This is a genomic window from Spirulina sp. 06S082 (assembly GCF_034932145.1).
Taxonomy (GTDB): domain Bacteria; phylum Cyanobacteriota; class Cyanobacteriia; order Cyanobacteriales; family Spirulinaceae; genus CCY15215.
The window spans coordinates 1-19096 of sequence record NZ_JAYGHV010000012.1; the positions used below are offsets into that span (position 1 = coordinate 1).

Consider the following 19096-nt stretch of genomic DNA (forward strand, 5'->3'; position numbering starts at 1 on the left):
TGCCCTAAATTTAGGGCAGCACTGGGAAAACGATGCGATCGCCCTCAGAGTCGATCGCATCTATGCAATTATTGCTTGAAGTCAAATTTAAAGAGAGAAGAAACAATATTTTGGTAAGATTGAGTTTGGATAATAGCGTGAAGGACGGCGATCGTGGGCAGACAGGCAAAACTCAGACAACAACGCAAACAGGGCGAGGTCAAATCAACGACAGTTGCTCCCGTTAAACAATCTCCTTGGGCAAAGTTGGTGCAAAGACCTACTCCCGAAGAGCCGGAAAAAAAGACTTCTTTTTTCGGTAAAGTTCTCGATCGCCTACCCGATCGCCTCAATCCTTTGGCCAATAATAAAGAGCAGGAGAATTTAGATGGTGATGCTTTTTGCGATGCGAATGAACAATTATTAGGCGCGATCGCCTGGGAAGGATACGAGAAAAACCATCAAAAAGGTGCGGTTTTTGTGCGAGATATGGGAGAATCTCCTTTTCAGATGAGTTATATTTCCCAAGGTTCTTTCAAAAAGAAACTCAGTCGCATGGGAATTGAGGGGGAAGATATGAAGGCGATCGCGGAAATGGTGAAAAACTCTAATCCTAAAGTAAATATTGTTCTTTTGTTTTGCGATCGGGATGGAAAAATGGCGGCTATTGTTCGTCCTACTCAGCCTTCTCCCCCGGAATGTTATCAAATTTTACAGTCAGAACTTGAGTAATGCCAAATCCCGATAATTATCCGGGATTAAAGTGTCATTAAAAGAACTAGGGAGCAAGATGCTCCCACTACGGTATGCAATGATTAATGATTGAGGAAAGCCCTGAATCATTTAATTCGGAGGTTCGAGTCCTGCTTCTCGTAATTGTTGCTCTAGTTGTTCCAAGCGTCTGAGAGCAGCTTCTTTAGCTTGTCGTTCTCGTTCTGTGACTTGTCGCTCTCGTTCTGTGGCTTGTCGTTCTCGTTCTGTGGCTTGGCGTTCTCGTGCGACTAATTCAGACCCCCACAGTAACAAATTACCGTCCTCGTCCCACCAGCGCAACCAGTAGCTGTCACGATTTTCCCGTCGTCCTTGCCAAACCCCGATCGCCAGACCAAGTTCTTCGATCCAGTAGCGATCGCTTGCCTCGGGCGATCGCAGTTCGTAAACTCCCGACTCTTGCAACCGATGCACCTCTAATCTACCTGTATTGGGTTCAAAAATGAGATAGTGAGGAATTTGCAGAATCTGCTCGTAAAAGAACCATTTTCCGGGGGGATAGGTGCGTTTGCTGGAATATTCGCCCCCATCCGTATCAGAAAGAAATTCAATGGCAATGAGTGGGGCATCTCCCTGCCGGTGAGGGGTATAACTGCGGAGGACTTGAGCGCGAGAAACGCTAATTTGCGGGACATAAACCCAATCGGGGGCTTTAATAGCGATTTTGCCGTTCATTGTGGCACAGATGCCGTAATTGGTGGCAACGAGGGCGCGATCGGGCAGTTTTCCCGCTAACTCTAAACTCTCGGTGAGGGCTGCTGCGAGGGGGGGTTGGTTGACATTATCCACGGGTTCGTCATCTAAAACAAAGTCATCGGGAAGCAATTCCCAAGTAATCTCGTAAGGGGTCGCCGTTGCTAACATGGGACGAGGGGAGTAGAGAAACTATGTTCTAGTTTAGCTCAAGTGTCAGAATTGACAAATTCTGTTTTCGCCTCCGTCTGTTTACTATAATATGCAGCGAGTTCAACAGCGAGAGCATGGGACAATCCAGGAGACTTAGCCGGAATATTTTGATGAGATTCTGTAACCCGATCGCAAATCCGACCGAGATGAGATTGATTATTAATGGGCGATCGCGGTGTCGGTAACTCCGTATTTGGCCATCCCGGTAGATCGTCACAGGGACACGATAAAGACTGGAAACCTAATTCTCGCACGGGAATCGGTAATTGACAGCGAGAGCATGACTGCATCTCCCAATGGGATGAAAAAAGCTCGTCTATACTTTGTTCAGTTCCTTCCAGAGAAAAGCCTTTCCCCTGCGATCGCAGAATGTTTTCCCAGCAGTTTTCAAATTCGCGGGAATAGCGATCGCCTTGCAGGATCGAGGTGAAGCGCAAAACCCGATCTTCTCCAGCGATCTCAATGCCCTTGCCTAACTGAAACCAACAGGCAAGATATTCCTTAACTTGTTCTAGAGTAGCCATAAAATAAATTTAAAATTCAAAATTTAAAATTCAAAATTTAAAATTCTGAACCTTTTTCCGATCCTAGCGCAGTAATTTCTATCTTCCTGTTAAATGAATCAGTATTTTTGCAAATCGCAAATATCTCGGGAGAGAACTACAATCAAGAGAAGACACTTTCTCTTCTCCTTGCATGGATATTCCCTCTCATCAAGCCGTTGATTGGGATCGGGATGAACTCGATCGCACTCTCCTCGACTTTAGCGAAATTCAAGCTGAACTTAACTATAAACAAGCACAGGAATCCTTACAGCACCAAATTGAGGCGATCGATCTGACCCCACGAGAGCAAAATGGACTAGAAGCCGAGATCGATCGCCTCACGAAAATGCTCGATAAACTGGATCGATCTGTAGTACAAATTGCTGCCTTTGGGATGGTCGGCCGGGGGAAGTCTTCGGTTCTCAATGCTTTGTTGGGGGAAAATGCCTTTACAGTGGGACCGCTACATGGGGTCACGCAAACTGTAGGAAGTGCAAATTGGCAACTGGAAGAGGAGGCGATCGAAGCCAGTCAGCAGTCTTTGCAACGGCTTTCTCTGGCAGGGGTTAATGATTCTCAAATCCAATTACTCGATACTCCTGGTATTGATGAAGTTGATGGTAAAACGCGGGAAATCTTAGCTAAAAAGGTCGCCAAACAAGTTGATTTAATTTTGTTTGTGATTGCTGGAGATATTGCTAAAGTTGAATATGAGGCTCTTTCTCAACTGCGCGATTCGGGCAAACCGATGATTTTAGTTTTTAATAAAATTGACCAATATCCTGAAGCCGATCGCGAGGAAATTTATCGCACTATTCGCGATCGCCGAGTGCGTCAATTGCTTTCTCCTGAAGAAATTGTTATGGTCGCAGCTTCTCCTTTAGTTGCGGAAAAAGTAGAGAATACAGAGGGGAAAGTAAGCGTACAAAGACGACGAGGAAAGCCCCATGTTGAAGCCTTAAAACTAAAAATCTTAGATATTTTGCACCGAGAAGGAAAAGCCCTTCTAGCCCTCAATACCATGCTCTATGCTGATGAAGTAAACGAGCAAATTGTGCGGCGAAAAATGGAAATTCGTAACGATGCAGCGAATGCGACCATTATGCGAGGAGTGATGACCAAAGCGATCGCGATCGCCCTCAATCCCGTGACGGTTGTAGATTTGTTTACAGGAGCCATTATCGATCTTGCTTTGATTCTCTCTCTTTCTCATCTTTATGGTATTCCTATGACGCAACAAGGCGCTTTTAGCTTATTACAAAAAATTGCCTTGAGTATGGGGGGAATTAGTGCCAGCGAGTTGTTAGGAACTTTGGGTTTAAGTGGGATTAAAGGATTATTGGGAATATCTGCCCCTGTTACCGCAGGAATGTCGCTTCTTCCTTATGTTTCTGTCGCGATCGCCCAAGCTGGAGTTGCCGGAGTTTCTAGTTATGCGATCGGACAAGTGACAAAAACCTATCTTGCTAACGGTGCAACTTGGGGTCCTGACGGTCCAAAAGTGGTTGTACAAAATATTCTTGATTCTTTAGACGAAACCTCAATTCTCAACCGCATTAAAGAGGAATTAAATGCAAAACTATCTATCAATAATTATTAATAAAAAACTAAAAAATCTGATTGTTTCTGCCCAATTAATACCGGCGATCGCCAACTGAATATTAATTAAACATTAGCTACGAAAAAGGCGAGTATATTGGGTTTCATGTGCCATACTCGCAAGAGTTAGCCCCCAACCACAGCTTCCTAATTCTTCATCTTTTAATGCAAGAATTTCCGTTTTTGCGATCGCGATAACCTCAGCAATATCTTGCAAGATATGTTGTCCTGCGGTTTGTCCAAGGGGAATGAGTTTCACCCCCGCACTAATTAAATTTGTAGCCCAACTCTGCAAATAAGCGATCGCCGCAGTCTCGAGGTCAATTTGCCAATGGGCTGCCCCAATACTGAAGGCAATGGGATAATTGCAAGGATTGCCAATATGTTTGGCGATCGCGGCCAAATCCGGTTCTAAACTCACTAAAAGTTTTAGCAAAGATTGTCCCATTTGCCAACTCTGCTGGCGCAATTCCTTTGTTTCCCGTACCGCAGAAAACCATTCATTCCAATAAACTAACTCTTCTTCTTCTCTTCCTCTCTTCTCTTTCCCTCTTGCCTCTTGCCTCTTGCCTTGATAAGCTCTTACCATAACCGCCGTTTCAGTCCGGATTGAACCGTAGCGTAATTCTTGTTCGATCCAACTGTATAATTGTTGGCGATCGCCAATAATTTTTTGTTCGACTAAATATTCTAATCCTTCCGAATAGCTATAGCCCCCGACAGGTAACATCGGGCTGGATAATTGTAGAAGATGGAGAAGTTGGCGATCGCTCATGGGTTGTTTTTTCTACCGATCGAAATAAATATAATCTTATATTATCTTTATTCTTATGTTTAAAAATGGTATCTCTACTGGACTAATGTTGTGGCTGTTTTTTCTAGTTGCTTTTGTTTTCTTGGGATACCCCGTACCATTAAGCATTATTGTTAGCGCGATCGGCGGTTTATCCGGAGGGATAATTGTGACCTGGTGGAAAAGTTCCGATCTCCCTCCCCCTCAAATAGCTTCAGAAGAAGAGGAAGAACTAATTGTTCGCACAAACCATCGTATGGGTATTGTGGAAGCGCAACGACAACGAAAAGCCCGAGAAGATAAAACCTTAAGAGGTCAAGTTTTTGCCATGCAGCAATTAAGAGCAAAATTAAGGCGATCGCTTCTTCGACGACGCTAAAACTTGAGATATTTCTGTATTGGCAGTAAACTCGATAACGCAAAGCGATCGCACTATTTTTTAAGTTACTGAGGCAATGAGCGAAAAAATTATTAATTGGTTAGAACGCATCTTAATCATCGATGTATTTGTAGTCTTATTGGGTTTCCTCTGGTTTGCGATCGCCATCCTCGGGCGATCGCTGGGAATTTCCCTCGGTTGGGAGATTTGGTATAAACTCTGGTATCCGGTTTTTAATCCCGCGATCGGCATTCTTTTTCTGGGCGCTTTTTTAACTTGGTTAATTAAGAAAATTGGGCAGCGTTTTCAATCCGAATAGTAGAACGGACATCCTGCCCATGTTTGGGTTAATTAGAAACAAGCAAGATGCTTGTTTCACTCCTTTACAATTCATTTAGTTTTGCGATATACTTAACTTTCCTAGAAAACAACAAAGATGAGCGAAATAAAAACAATCTCCGGTCGAGGAATTCCCCTCAAAGGCAACGATATCGACACCGATCGCATTATTCCAGCCCGTTTTTTACGCTGCGTTACCTTTGACGGATTAGGAGAACAAGTGTTTGCCGACGATCGCCAACAAACCAATGGGGAACACCCTTTCGATCGACCTCAATATCAAGGCGCAAATGTTCTCGTAGCCAATGGAAATTTTGGTTGTGGTTCGTCTCGAGAACACGCCCCCCAAGCGCTTCTACGATGGGGAATTCAAGCAATTATTGGCGAGAGTTTTGCGGAAATTTTCCTAGGAAATTGTGTCGCTTTAGGGATTCCCTGCGTCACAGCAACACCCAAAATCGTAGAACAATTGCAGGCGAAATTAGTAGAGAATCCTAAAGCCGCAATTTCTGTAAACCTTGAAAATAAAGAAGTGCGTTGCGATGATTTAACCGTTTCCGTACAAATGGGAGAAGGCATTCGACAAATGTTCTTAACTGGAAAATGGGACAGTTGCGGACAATTAACTGCTAATGCGGAACAAGTTAAAACAACTGCGGCGAATTTACCTTATATTGCCTGGGCAAGTTAAGCGGGAAACCCGATCGCGGATTCTGCTTTATTCGTTAGTTCAAGAATACTTTCTGCCCCGCGATCGCCACTCCCACCAAGGGGATAACCATCACAGCACCTAAACCCCAATAATAGAGGATTTCGAGAAATTCCGCGATCGCCAGGTTTCTAGCAGTTTTGTAACAAAAATATTTCTATTTGCGAACTTTTCTTAATAAATTGTGCAAAACTTAGGAATTCACCATATTTTGTTACCTGTAGATAATTATTTCAATCAGGTAAACCTATGAGTCTCATTGCTCAAGTTATCGCTCAATCCGATGAAGCCGATCGCTTCCTCAGCAGTACCGAGTTGACCAAATTGCAAGATTTTTTCAGTAAAGGACAACTCCGCATTACCGTCGCGCAAAAACTCGCAGCCAACGAGCAGAAAATTGTTGACCAAGGCAGCAAGAACTTTTGGTCGAAATGCCCCAAAACCCCTAGCAACTCTGGAAAGCCGGAAAAAACGGCATTGTGCCAACGGGATCAGGGTTGGTATATTCGCTTAGTTAGCTATTGCGTTTTAGCTGGAAACGACAAGCCTTTAGAAGATATTGGTTTGGATGGAATGCGGGATATGTATGTTTCTTTAGGAGTCCCTCTGGCCAATCTGCGAATTGCCATGGGCAGCCTCAAAGAGGTAGCAGCAGGAATGATGACCGGGGAAGAAATGGCTCTGGCCGCCCCTTATTTCGATCGCCTGATCCGCTCCTTTTAAAATCAGCGCCAATTTCTAGAAAAAAACTGGGATAAAGTCCCCATTGCAAGTTTAGACCTATCGCCTTGTGCGATCGGCAAAAGCATTTCACAGCACAATTTTAAAACAGAGAAATACCATGCAAGATACCATTACCTCCGTAATCAATCCGGCTGACGAGAAAGGGACTTACCTCGACTCGAGTGCATTAGACGCACTGCAAAAATATTATCAAAGCGGCAGCTTGCGCGTGAAAGCGGCAACGGCAATTAGTTCTGGTGCCGATGGCATTATCAGCGAAACCGTTGCGAAAAGTTTGCTCTACGGCGAGATTACCCTCCCCGGTGGCAATATGTACCCCACTCGCCGCTATGCCTCTTGCTTGCGGGATTTGAGCTATTTTCTCCGCTATGCCACCTATGCTATGTTAGCGGCAGATGCTTCTATTCTTGACGAGCGGGTTCTCAATGGACTCAAAGAGACTTATACAACCTTGGGAGTTCCCATCGATCGCGTTATCGAGTCCATTAATGCCATGAAAGATGTTGTCACTCAGCGCGTTGGCACTGAAGCAGGTCAAGAAATGGGCGTTTACCTCGATCGCATCGTCTCCGGTTTGCAATAAATCTGGGTAAATCTTCCCGTAACCTCCTCCCCTTGTCTGGGAGGAGGCAAAAAATTGTTATTGCAGAAGAGATTGAGGAAACGGCGAAATTATGTACGCTTCAAAAACAACAGATTCGGAATATTCTTGGTTAGCGGGCAATGCTCGCTTTATCGATTTATCAAATACCTTTATCGTCGCTCACGTCGCCCAAGCCGCTTTAATGATGCTGTGGGCAGGAGGATTCACCCTCTTTGAAGTGGCGAAATATTCCCCAGACTCACCCTTGTACGACCAAGGACTAATTTTACTGCCTCATTTAGCAACTTTGGGCTGGGGAGTTGGGACTGGAGGAGAAATCGTCGATACTTATCCCTACTTCGCCATCGGCTGTATTCATATCGTGGCGGCGATCGTTTTGGCAGGGGGTGCGTATTTTCACAAAACGCGAATTGCCCCCAGTCTCGACCTTGCAGGAGGAAAAGCGGCGCAATTTCATTTTGCTTGGGATGACTCTAAAACTTTAGGGTTCATTTTGGGGCATCACCTGCTAATTTTAGGCTTTGGGGCGCTCCTATTAGTAGCCAAAGCCATGTTTTTTGGCGGTCTGTATGATGTCACTATAGGAGAAGTGCGATTAGTGAGCGAGCCAACTCTGGCTTTTGGCGCGATCGCCGACTATCGGACGCATCTTTTCGATGTCAACAACCTTGAGGACCTCGTTGGGGGACATATTTATGTTGCCATTATCTTATTCCTTGGCGGCATTTGGCATATTCTCGTCCCGCCCTTTAATTGGGTAAAAGCGCGTTTCTTGTTCTCAGGAGATGGTATTCTCGCTTACTCCTTATTTGGCATCGCTTTGGCAGGTTTTGCCGCCTCCTATTTCTGCGGTTTTAATAGCCTTGCCTATCCGGTAGAATTTTACGGGCCGACTCTAGAATTAAAATCAGCGTTTACCCCCTATTATCTCGATCCGGCGCAAACTGAGGCTTGGAGTTATTCCTCTCGCGTCTGGCTGGCGAATGCTCATTTTTATCTCGCCTTCTTTTTCTTGCAAGGATCGATCTGGCATTTTCAACGGGCTATGGGCTTTGATATTGCCACGATGTTTCAATCTTGGCAAGAAGATTTGTGGGGAGAGGGTTCTTCGCAATCCGTCTATCAAAGGCCATTCCAATGCCAACCTCAATTCCGTCCCGAGGTTTGCTACGAACCGGCTTTTGCTGATGCCGAGGCACTCTCTCCCTCTTCAGGAGATGGCTATGTTTACCAATTGCCTGCGGTTAACGATCGCTCGTCTTTAACGGAAATCAACGGGGTGAAAAATTCCCTTTACCAAACCACTTATCAACCCAAGCGGAATATTTTTTACCAAGCATCAAAGCGATCGATGTTTGGCTATTCTGCTTCAGGAAAGAGCTACGCCCCTGCAAAACCAAAGCCGGAAGATTGGGATTACCCCCAATCCATCCCTACGGTTTTCTATGAAGCGAGTGCATCTCAGTCTGAATAAACCTAAAACCAGAGAGTGAGGGTTAGCCATTGATTTTAATCAATGGACATCGAACGCAACGGGTTTTAACCCGTCTTGTGTTACAATACTTCACTTCCATGTAAGTCCACAGCTATTTTTTAGCCAAGGGATGTAGGAGTCTGTTGACAGACTTGGAGAAAGCGCGGTTTTAACAAGGTGCTGTGGGCGGAACTATTTCCGCCCTTTAAAAGCGCCGCCCGCTTTCGGTGGATTAACCACAGAATCCCCGTCTTTTTAAAGCGGGGAGATGTCAAGCAGATTATCCAATTAACAAAATGGGGGGAGGCGCTTGGCTTTCTCCCATTTTAATGTCCAGGATTTAAGTTACGATATTCTCAACTGAGCTAAAGACAAAATGATGTAGCGGGATTGCTCTACTTCTTCGCAAAATTCCCTTGTCAGTCTAGAGAAAAACAACTTATCATAAGCACGTTCCCCGAATTTAAGACTTGAGAGGTTGTCCCCTCTTTGCTGCCAGCATGAATAAGCCGCCAAAACGTCCCGATCGCCATCGCAATTCCGAGGAATATCGCACTCCCCCCAGCACAAATACAGGAGGGACTCAACGCGATCGCCACAATACGAATAGCTATCGGGATGGTCTTTATCGAGTGCCATCCCTAGGTCAGCCTAAAGCAAATCCCCGCAAAATAACCCCGCCAATTTCTGGGCAAAAGTTATCCACAACTTCTAAAATCCCCCCCAAAACAGCATCCAAGTTCGCCAATCCGCCTCAAAAACGGCTCCCACAAACGGTTTTACCCCCCAAACCAGAATCTCCCTCCCCACCGCTAAAACGCCGCCTAAACTGGCTATTCAACTGGCAATTGTGGGGGAGTTTGCTGGTTTTGATAACGGGGACGACTGGATTTACCGCCACGGCATTACTGTTAAAATTGCCGGCGGTGCCCAATTGTCCAGAAATGTTTTTACCAACGGCTTCGGCTTCGATGCGCCTATACTGCGCTCAAGTCGCTGCCAATAAGCAAGATGCGGAAAATCTCCTCTATGCAATTCAATTGGTACAGAACTTGCCTAAAAACCATCCTCTGCGCCCTGAAATCGATCGCATGGTGGAAGAGTGGGTTTCGGAGGCCTTGCGCTGGGGGGAAGATAAATATCAGGCTGGAGATTTGGAAGCGGCGATCGCCCTTGCTAGACAAGTTTCTCTCCATTTTGACAATAAAGCTCTCATTGAAGAGCGCATTGCACGTTGGCAGTCCACTTGGTCGGAAGGAGAACGCATTGAAGGGGAAATCGAGGAGCATTTGGGGCGATCGGCTTGGGGACAAGCCTTTCAAGCGGCGGCCAGTCTGACAAAATTAAATAATCGTTATTGGTCAACAACCCGTTACGATCGCTGGTTCGAGCGTTTAAATGTGGCTCGAGAGGAGAGCCAAAAGCTAGACAAAGCCTTTGCTCAACTGCATCGTGGCGGTTTAGATAATTTGTTGCAGGCCATCGCCATCGCGGAGGAATTTCCCGAAGACAGTAGCGCCTATGCTGAAGCGCGATCGCTGATCGAAGAGGGAGCCGATCGCCTGCTCGATCTGGCTTTCCAAAAGTTGACATCGGGGGACTGGCAGGGGGCGATGCAGGTCGCCAATAGCATTCCCGCCAAATTAAACTTAAATGAGGAAGTTATTGACATTAATAATCTCGCAGATGCGGCTTCAACGGCGAGTTATGGCTCGATGGCAAATTTAGAAGACGCGATCGCCGTCGCGCGGGATATTGCCCCCGGTCGCCCTCTCTACAGTCGTTCTCAAACCCTAATCCGACAATGGCAATCCGAAATTGAGGGCATCTCGAATTTAGCACAGGCGGATCGTCTCGCCCGAGAGGGTTCTGTCAGTTCATTTAATGCCGCGATCGCCCAAGCTCGTCTCATTCCTGCCAACAATCCTCGTTATCGTGAGGCGCGGACAAAAATCAGTCAATGGCAAGGCCGAATCGATGTTCTCGAAGCGGGAACTACGGATAGGGGAGGCATTCAACTGGCTAGTGCTAGGGAGTCGAGCAGCATTAATCAGCCTTTATTTCCCACTCCTCGCGAAGGAAATGATGGGAACTCCTCCGCTTCTGCTGCTACCAATTCGCAGCCAAGTCGAAGAACTAACAATAGTGACCGAGATCGCGCTCTTCTCAATGAAGCGATCGCCTTCGCCAATCAAGGACGCTATGCTGAAGCGATTGAGACCTTGGGTTCGATTGATGAAGATAGCGACCTTTTTCGCGATGCCCAGAATCGTCGCGATCGCTGGCAGCGAGAGTCTCAAGCTCAAGTTGTTTTAGCGACGGCCTACCAACAAGCCGCAACGCGCACTCCCAATGGATTGAGAGCGGCGATCGACACAGCCCGAAGCATTTCTGGTAATTCTCAAGTTACGGTACAAAGTCAACAGGCGATCGCCACTTGGAGTGCAGAAATTCTCTCTCTGGCCCGAGGAAAAGCGAGACAAGATTTACAAGAGGCGATCGCGATCGCCCAGCAAGTCCCCTCCAATACCCCAACTTATGCAACGGCGCGATCGCAAATTGCCGTCTGGCAAGAAATGCTACAAAATCCACCAGTTCCCAATTTAAACAAACCGCCGAGGGATTCGCCATAATTTTATCAACGGGAGCAGATCGGTTTTGTAAGAACAAATAAACTACAAAAGGTTAGAGGTGATGGGTAAGGTAAAGCAGTTCGTAGGGGCGATCGCCAGAAATTCTGGAGAAGGCGATCGAAACTTCGGAGATCGCGCTAAGATGGCTCGTAAACTACAGTAATATTCCTTAACAAAACAAATTTTATGAAAGCACTTCTGATTTACCCCTTATTCCCCAAGAGCTTCTGGTCCTTCGAGAAAGCCCTTGAATTGGTGGGACGCAAAGCCTTACTTCCCCCTCTCGGACTGATTACCGTTGCAGCAATTTTACCCCAAGATTGGGAGTTTAAATTAGTCGATCGCAATCTTGCTAGTGTCACCGAGGCAGAATGGGAATGGGCAGATATTGTTATCTTATCGGGCATGATCGTTCAGCAAGGGGATATGATCGGCCAAATTCGGGAAGCGAAACAACGGGGTAAAAAAGTCGCGATCGGCGGTCCTTATGCGACCTCGTTTTATAAAGAATTGCAAGGTGAGGCAGATTATCTTGTTTTGGACGAAGGTGAGATTACTCTACCTATGTTTGTAGAAGCCCTGGAAAAAGGGGAAGAATCCGGCATTTTCCGCGCTACAGAAAAACCCGATGTCTCTACCACCCCGATCCCCCGTTACGATCTTCTCGATTTGAGTGCTTATTCTGAGATGTCGGTACAATTTTCTCGGGGTTGTCCCTTCCAGTGCGAATTCTGCGATATTATCGTTCTCTACGGTCGTAAACCCCGCACGAAAACCCCTCAACAACTCATTGCCGAACTAGAATATCTTTATAATTTAGGTTGGCGCAGAACGATCTTTTTAGTAGATGATAATTTCATCGGTAACAAACGCAATGTGAAACTGTTACTGAAAGAATTACAGCCGTGGATGGAAGAAAAAGGCTATCCCTTTACTTTTGGAACTGAAGCATCGGTAGATTTGGCACAAGATCAAGAATTAATGGACTTGATGACGGCTTGTAATTTCGGTACCGTTTTCTTAGGGATTGAAACTCCTGATGAAGATAGTTTAGCCGTGACGAAAAAGTTTCAAAATACCCGGGATCCTTTAAGCGAATCAGTGCATAAAATCATTAGTTCTGGGTTGCGGGTGATGGCAGGATTTATTGTGGGTTTTGATGGCGAAAAAGCGGGTGCAGGCTATCGCGTGGTCGAATTTGCCGAAAAAACGAGCATTCCCCTCGCCCTTTTTAGTATGTTACAAGCACTCCCCGATACAGCCCTCTGGCATCGTTTAGAGAAAGAAGGGCGATTAATTGGGGGATCGGGAGATGTCAATCAAACCACTTTAATGAACTTTATTCCTACTCGTCCAGTAGAAGAAATCGCCCAGGAATTTATTGATGGATTTTGGGCATTATACGACCCGCAAAACTATCTCGATCGCACCTATCGTCACTATCGCATCTTAGGGGAAGCACCCTGCCATAAATATCCCAAACCTCGCAAAAAGAAAGCCAAGAAAAAAATAGAATTAGCAACCATTAAAGCCTTATTCATTATTTTCTGGCGACAAGGAATTTTGCGGAAAACGCGATCGACCTTCTGGTATTACCTCTGGGAAATGTTCCTTCATAATCGTCGCGGGATTCCCAGCTATTTAACCGTTTGCGCTCAAATCGAACATTTCCTAGAATATCGTCAGATCGTCAAAGAACAAATTGAGGAACAACTGGCAGTCTATCAAGAAACCATACGACAAAATGAAGCAGAAATACCTGTAAAAGATTCGGAAATAAGCGCGATCGCCAGTTAACCATTTGCGATTAATCCCCCCGTCCGACCGATACCCCCTTATTAAGGAATTAATCCCCCGTCCGACCGACACCCCCTTATTAAGGAATTAATCCCCCCGTCCGACCGGCACCCCCCTTATTAAGGGGGGAGGGGGGGATCGAACAAACAACAAACAACAAACAACATGAAAGCATTACTCGTTTACCCCTTATTTCAAGATAGTTTTTGGTCTTTTCAAAAAACTATCAATCTCATTGGTCGCAAAACCTTTATTCCTCCTTTAGGTTTAATTACCGTCGCGGCAATTTTACCCCAAGAATGGGAGATTAAACTGGTCGATCGCAATGTCCGAGACTTGACCGAAGCGGATTGGGATTGGGCTGAAGTTGTGATTTTATCGGGTATGATCGTCCATAAATCCGATCTGCTTTCCCTGATTCGGGAAGGAAAACGGAGAGGAAAATTAATGGGAGTTGGCGGTCCCTACGCTACCTCTTTATCTCACGAATGTAAAGAAGCCGGAGTGGATTACTTAATTCTCGACGAGGGAGAAATCACAATTCCCATGTTTGTCGAGGCGATCGCACGGGGAGAAAAGTCCGGTACATTTCGCAGTGATGGGGTGAAACCAGATGTTACTACCACACCGATACCGCGTTACGATTTGCTCGATTTAAACGCCTATGCCATGATGTCGGTACAGTTTTCTCGGGGCTGTCCCTTCCAGTGCGAATTCTGCGATATTATCGTCCTCTACGGTCGCAAACCTCGCACCAAAACCCCCCAACAACTCATTGCTGAATTAGAGTATCTTTACGATTTGGGTTGGCGAGAAACAATCTTCATGGTAGATGATAATTTCATCGGCAATAAACGCAATGTGAAACTGTTACTGAAAGAATTGCAGCCGTGGATGGCAGAAAAAGGCTATCCTTTCTCCTTCAATACTGAAGCATCGGTAGATTTGGCGCAAGACCAAGAGTTAATGGATATGATGGTGGCCTGTAATTTTGGCTCCGTCTTTTTAGGAATAGAAACCCCCGATGAAGATAGTTTAAAAGTGACCAAAAAATTCCAAAATACTCGCGATACTTTAAGCGAATCTGTGGATCAAATTATTCGTTCTGGTATTCGCGTTATGGCAGGGTTTATTATTGGTTTTGATGGAGAAAAAGCAGGTGCCGGCGATCGCATTGTTCGTTTTGTGGACAAAACTAATATTCCCCTCGCTGTCTTTAGTATGTTACAGGCACTTCCCGATACAGCACTTTGGCATCGTTTAGAGAAAGAAGGGCGCTTAATGGGAGGATCGGGAGATATAAATCAAACCACATTAATGAACTTCATTCCCACTCGTCCCATCGAAGATATTGCCCAGGAATATATCGATGGATTCTGGCAATTATACGATCCGATCGCCTTCCTCGATCGCACCTATCGCTGTTATCGCATCTTAGGAACAGTCAACTATCCCAAAAAGGAAAAGAAAGCCAAGAAAAAGTTAGATTGGATAGCAGTTCGGGCATTATTAATTGTAATTTGGCAACAAGGAGTTATTTACAAAACCCGTTGGAAATTCTGGCCGTATTTGTTGAGCATGATTCGCAATAATCCAGGAGGAGTGATTAGTTACTTAACGGTTTGTGCATACATGGAACATTTCCTCGAATATCGTCAGGCAGTTAAAGCACAAATTGGGATGCGGCTTGCTGAATATAAAGCCTTGCAGCAACAACAACAACAACAAGTCGTTGAGATGGAGTCAAGTCGAGAAACTGCGATCGCCAGTTAGTTATAGAGTGGGCAATGCCTACTTATAAACAAAAACAAACCACTTAATATAGACTAATCCCGTCTTAATTTAAAAAAGATGAAAGCATTATTGATTTATCCTCTATTCCCGAAGAGTTTTTGGTCATTTGAAAAAACCATTAACTTACTCGGAAATAAAGCCTTTTTACCCCCTTTGGGTTTAATTACTGTTGCGGCGATTTTGCCCCAAGAATGGGAATTTAAACTGGTCGATCGCAATGTTCGCGACATCACGGAAGCAGAATGGAACTGGGCTGATATTGTCATTCTTTCCGGCATGATTGTCCAAAAAGAAGATTTACTTTCCCTCATTCGGGAATGCAAACAACGGGGCAAAAAAGTTGCTGCGGGAGGACCCTATCCCACCGCTTTACCTCGAGAATGTCAAGCAGTTGGCATCGATTATCTTATCCTTGATGAAGGAGAAATTACTCTCCCGATGTTTGTTGAAGCCATTGAAAAAGGCGAATCTTCTGGTGTTTTCCGCGCAACAGAAAAGCCCAATGTAACAACAACTCCCGTTCCTCGCTACGATCTGTTAGATTTAAATGCCTATACGGTAATGTCAGTGCAGTTTTCTCGCGGTTGTCCTTTTCAATGCGAATTCTGCGATATTATCGTCCTCTATGGTCGTAAACCTCGCACGAAAACTCCTCAACAATTAATCGCTGAATTGGAAGTCCTTTACGATTTGGGTTGGCGGGCAACCGTGTTTATGGTCGATGATAATTTCATCGGCAACAAACGCAATGTGAAACTGTTACTGAAAGAATTGCAGCCGTGGATGGCAGAAAAAGGTTATCCTTTCTCTTTCAATACAGAAGCATCAGTGGATTTAGCACAAGACCAAGAGTTAATGGATATGATGGTCGCTTGTAATTTTGGTTCTGTGTTTTTAGGCATTGAAACACCCGATGAAGAGAGTTTAAAAATCACGAAAAAATTCCAAAATACCCGCGATACTTTGACTGATTCTGTCGATCGCATCATCAGTTCTGGTATTCGCGTCATGGCAGGGTTTATTATTGGTTTTGATGGAGAAAAAGCAGGTGCAGGCGATCGCATCGTTCGCTTTGTGGAAAAAACCAATATTCCCGTCGCTTTCTTCAGTATGTTACAAGCACTTCCTGATACGGCACTCTGGCATCGTTTAGAGAAAGAAGGACGCTTGTTGGGAGGATCGGGAGATATCAATCAAACTACATTGATGAACTTCATTCCCACTCGTTCAATTGAAGAAATTGCCCGGGAATTTATCGATGGATTTTGGGCATTATACGACCCGGAAAAATTCCTCGATCGCACCTATCGCTGTTATCGTATTTTAGGAGAAGCCAATTATCCCAAAAAAGAAAAGAAAGCCAAGAAAAAAATCTCTTGGCATATCATTAAAGCCCTACTGATTATCATTTTCCGTCAAGGCATTCTCCGCAAAACTCGTGGGAAGTTTTGGCAATATCTTTTCAGCATGATACGCCACAATTCAGGAGGTGTTATCAGTTATTTATCGGTTTGCGCTTACATCGAACATTTTTCAGAATATCGCCAACAAGTTAAAGAACAAATCGAATCGCAGCTTGCAGAATTTAAAGCCTTGCAGCAACAGCAAGTAGTTGAGATAGAACCGAGTCGAGAAACTGCGATCGCCAGTTAATCAGAAATAAAGGCAAGATTTGGGAATTTCTCTGCAAATCTTGCTTTTTAGGAGTCTCTAACAGGGACTAAAGGCGCGATCGCATCAAGATACTCGGGTACATCAATCCGGATTGCATCCCAAACAACATCAAGACGAATCTTGTCGTATTGATGAATAATTACATCTCGTATTCCTGTAAAATCTTTCCAAGGAATGTCTGGATGTGCATCCCGAAACTCCCGAGATAATCGTTTTGTTGCTTCTCCCATGACTTCAATTTGATAGAGAATCGCCGATCGCTTAACCAGATCGCTTTCCAAATCCTCGCGAGTCAATCCTTCCGCAAATTGCAAGACTAATTGTCCTGCATGATTAATATCCAATAAAGATGCCTTATCCCGTGACATAAATTAACCTCGCCGTACCTAATATTTCTGCTTGACGTATCCAATTGTAACTTTCTTCAATTGATTCTATTGTTAATAAATCGACATCTCGTTGGAAAAGTTCTTCTAATTCATATTTCATGCGAACAAACTTTAAACCCCAACGTGCATCGGGTTTAAAGCGTACCATAACATCAATATCACTCTCCGGTCGAAAATCTTCTCGCAACACCGACCCAAATAAGTAAAACTCTTGTACTTTCCATCTTTGACAAAACTCTGCGAGGACTTCCCCAGTTAAGGCGATCGGCAGTTGTTCGAGAGGGAGTATTTCTTGAACTTCTATCATCTTTCCCTGATTTTTAAGGAGCATCCCAATTCACTTTATCGTAAAGATCGGCGAGAGCGATCGCAAATTCAATGGTAGTTAAAGATAAACTGGCACTTTCCCCATCGTACTCGCAAAATAGCCATTTCCCCGCCTCGGTTTTGCTGTACTGTTCTACATGGAAACAATATTGGTCGATGAGAAGATATTCGCAGAAACTCGGAAGCGATCGATAAGCCGCAAATTTTTCGTCTTTATCGTAACTGCGGGTCGATTTAGACAGGACTTCTGCAATTAAACAAGGATTAATAATCGTATCTTTACGTCCTTCTTGGTAGATAAGTTCGCCTTTGACGATCGCAATATCGGGATAAGTGTAGATTTGGCGATCGCCGATCCACAAGCGTTGATCCGCCATAAAAACTTGGTAAGGTTTGCGTTTAAGGGCAAAATTTAAGCTGCTGGCAAAATTCAAGCTAATTTTATTATGATTCGGTGTTCCACCGGTCATGGGGACAATTTCTCCATTGATGTATTCATGGCGATTTTCGCTGTTGATTTCTCGATCCAGATATTCTTGAGGAGTAATAGTGGGAGGTGCGATCGCTTGAGTCATGATTAGAGGAAAATGAGGGTAATTGGTATTTTGATACTATACTATATCGTCTTAAGAATCTCGGATGGGAACTAGAGGGGCGATCGCGCCAATAATTGCCAAAATATGAAATTAATAATCCGATTTTTCAATGCGATCGCGAATATCATTGAGATCGATATAACAATCCGTTGCATTCCGCAATTCTCGGGCGATCATTCCCTCAGTAGAAACAACAGTAATATGTGTATTTTTAGACCGCAATAATTCAATTGCGCGTTCAAAATCTCCATCCCCACTAAAAAGAACCACTTGATTGTATTGTTCGCAAGTATTAAACATATCAACGACAATTTCAATATCTAGATTCGCCTTTTGGGAATAGCGACCCGAATTATCATCGTAATACTCTTTCAGGATTTTCGTGCGTACCGTATAACCCAAGCTAATTAAAGCATCTCGGAATCCTCTTTGATCCTGCGGATCTTTTAAACCCGTGTACCAAAACGCATTAACCAAAGTCACATTGGGCTGATTTTTGAAATGTTCTAAAACTCGCCTGGGATCGAAGAACCAACCGTTTTTTTGTTGGGCATAGAACATATTATTTCCATCTACAAAAACAGATAGACGATTTTGTGTATAAAGCATAAAAACAAATAACCGAATAAGAATTATCACCGACTTTTCGGTAATTCAAGATGTTAGCAACTCTATTCGGGAAATTGTAACAATTCGCTAAAAATGGATTCCCATTATTTCCTTTTTTACCTACACGTATTTTCATCTACGCGCAAGGACAAAATGCACTTGAAAACTTTCAAGATACTAGACAATCTAAAACTGTCAAATATATTGTCCGATAAGGTCTATTTAAATAGAATTTCAATTGCAAGTTTTTATTTGGGGTTGCTCCGATTTTAATGGGTTCAGAAAAAGAACAATTAAAACCTGGAAAAAAACAATCCCAAAGGGAAATTAGATTCATGTATGTTTGAATTGGGGTCTATTTTTCATAAATTGTTTTATCCCGATCTAATGTTTAGCTGTTTAGCATTTAAAATTAGATATTTAAGTTGGTAACAT

At 44.2% G+C, this 19096-nt stretch carries 19 protein-coding genes; 12 read left to right on the forward strand and 7 right to left on the reverse strand.

Annotated elements, in window-relative coordinates; translation table 11 throughout:
* Positions 1–153 precede the first annotated feature (153 nt).
* The gene (locus tag VB714_RS02220) at positions 154–711 is read left to right on the forward strand and encodes a hypothetical protein (protein WP_323220740.1); all 558 of its coding nucleotides are present in this window, start codon (positions 154–156) and stop codon (positions 709–711) included.
* A gap of 111 nt (positions 712–822) precedes the next feature.
* Here the strand turns inward: VB714_RS02220 and VB714_RS02225 are convergent, their stop codons facing one another.
* Positions 823–1614 carry a Uma2 family endonuclease gene (locus VB714_RS02225; RefSeq protein WP_323220742.1) on the reverse strand — a complete coding sequence of 264 codons (792 nt, stop codon included), beginning with the start codon at positions 1612–1614 and terminating at the stop codon, positions 823–825.
* A 38-nt stretch (positions 1615–1652) separates the two neighbouring features.
* Complete coding sequence (locus VB714_RS02230) at positions 1653–2180, reverse strand: hypothetical protein (protein ID WP_323220744.1); 528 nt, start codon at positions 2178–2180, stop codon at positions 1653–1655.
* A 172-nt stretch (positions 2181–2352) separates the two neighbouring features.
* Between VB714_RS02230 and VB714_RS02235 the strand changes: the two genes are divergently transcribed.
* Positions 2353–3801 carry a GTP-binding protein gene (locus VB714_RS02235; RefSeq protein ID WP_323220745.1) on the forward strand — a complete coding sequence of 483 codons (1449 nt, stop codon included), beginning with the start codon at positions 2353–2355 and terminating at the stop codon, positions 3799–3801.
* A gap of 72 nt (positions 3802–3873) precedes the next feature.
* On the opposite strand, the gene VB714_RS02240 is transcribed toward VB714_RS02235, so the two are convergent.
* Positions 3874–4575 carry an urease accessory protein UreF gene (locus VB714_RS02240; protein WP_323220747.1) on the reverse strand — a complete coding sequence of 234 codons (702 nt, stop codon included), beginning with the start codon at positions 4573–4575 and terminating at the stop codon, positions 3874–3876.
* A 55-nt stretch (positions 4576–4630) separates the two neighbouring features.
* Here VB714_RS02240 and VB714_RS02245 point away from each other — a divergent pair, with 55 nt between their 5' ends.
* The 10 genes from VB714_RS02245 (at position 4631) to VB714_RS02290 (ending at position 16719) form a co-directional block, all read left to right on the forward strand.
* The gene (locus VB714_RS02245; RefSeq protein ID WP_323220749.1) at positions 4631–4972 is read left to right on the forward strand and encodes a hypothetical protein; all 342 of its coding nucleotides are present in this window, start codon (positions 4631–4633) and stop codon (positions 4970–4972) included.
* A 76-nt stretch (positions 4973–5048) separates the two neighbouring features.
* Positions 5049–5291 carry a hypothetical protein gene (locus VB714_RS02250; protein ID WP_323220751.1) on the forward strand — a complete coding sequence of 81 codons (243 nt, stop codon included), beginning with the start codon at positions 5049–5051 and terminating at the stop codon, positions 5289–5291.
* Between the two features lie 117 nt (positions 5292–5408).
* A complete protein-coding gene (gene leuD, locus VB714_RS02255; protein WP_323220753.1) occupies positions 5409–6002 on the forward strand; it encodes a 3-isopropylmalate dehydratase small subunit in 594 nt (197 codons plus the stop codon).
* Between the two features lie 267 nt (positions 6003–6269).
* Positions 6270–6743 carry an allophycocyanin subunit alpha-B gene (gene apcD / locus VB714_RS02260; RefSeq protein WP_323220755.1) on the forward strand — a complete coding sequence of 158 codons (474 nt, stop codon included), beginning with the start codon at positions 6270–6272 and terminating at the stop codon, positions 6741–6743.
* A gap of 118 nt (positions 6744–6861) precedes the next feature.
* Positions 6862–7347, forward strand: a complete 486-nt coding sequence (locus tag VB714_RS02265; RefSeq protein ID WP_323220756.1) for an allophycocyanin subunit beta — start codon at positions 6862–6864, stop codon at positions 7345–7347.
* A 91-nt stretch (positions 7348–7438) separates the two neighbouring features.
* Positions 7439–8842 (forward strand): chlorophyll a/b binding light-harvesting protein, encoded by a 1404-nt coding sequence (locus tag VB714_RS02270; protein WP_323220758.1) that lies wholly within the window; start codon positions 7439–7441, stop codon positions 8840–8842.
* Positions 8843–9342: 500 nt separating this feature from the next.
* Positions 9343–11475 carry a hypothetical protein gene (locus tag VB714_RS02275; protein WP_323220760.1) on the forward strand — a complete coding sequence of 711 codons (2133 nt, stop codon included), beginning with the start codon at positions 9343–9345 and terminating at the stop codon, positions 11473–11475.
* 186 nt (positions 11476–11661) lie between these two features.
* Positions 11662–13272: a B12-binding domain-containing radical SAM protein gene (locus tag VB714_RS02280; RefSeq protein ID WP_323220761.1), complete on the forward strand. Its 1611-nt coding sequence runs from the start codon at positions 11662–11664 to the stop codon at positions 13270–13272.
* A gap of 165 nt (positions 13273–13437) precedes the next feature.
* Positions 13438–15045, forward strand: a complete 1608-nt coding sequence (locus VB714_RS02285) for a B12-binding domain-containing radical SAM protein (RefSeq protein ID WP_323220762.1) — start codon at positions 13438–13440, stop codon at positions 15043–15045.
* Positions 15046–15123: 78 nt separating this feature from the next.
* Positions 15124–16719, forward strand: coding sequence for a B12-binding domain-containing radical SAM protein (locus VB714_RS02290; RefSeq protein ID WP_323220763.1), 1596 nt, complete (start codon positions 15124–15126; stop codon positions 16717–16719).
* Positions 16720–16766: 47 nt separating this feature from the next.
* On the opposite strand, the gene VB714_RS02295 is transcribed toward VB714_RS02290, so the two are convergent.
* The 4 genes from VB714_RS02295 to VB714_RS02310 all read right to left on the reverse strand — a co-directional run bounded on the left by VB714_RS02295 (position 16767) and on the right by VB714_RS02310 (position 18661).
* A complete protein-coding gene (locus tag VB714_RS02295; protein ID WP_323220765.1) occupies positions 16767–17108 on the reverse strand; it encodes a DUF86 domain-containing protein in 342 nt (113 codons plus the stop codon).
* Entirely contained in the window at positions 17095–17436 is a 342-nt protein-coding gene (locus VB714_RS02300) for a nucleotidyltransferase family protein (RefSeq protein ID WP_323220766.1), read from the reverse strand. Before VB714_RS02300 ends, VB714_RS02295 begins: the two co-directional genes overlap by 14 nt.
* Before the next feature lie 13 nt (positions 17437–17449).
* Entirely contained in the window at positions 17450–18031 is a 582-nt protein-coding gene (locus VB714_RS02305; protein ID WP_323220768.1) for a Uma2 family endonuclease, read from the reverse strand.
* A 111-nt stretch (positions 18032–18142) separates the two neighbouring features.
* A complete protein-coding gene (locus VB714_RS02310) occupies positions 18143–18661 on the reverse strand; it encodes an NYN domain-containing protein (RefSeq protein WP_204105766.1) in 519 nt (172 codons plus the stop codon).
* Between the last annotated feature and the right edge of the window lie 435 nt (positions 18662–19096).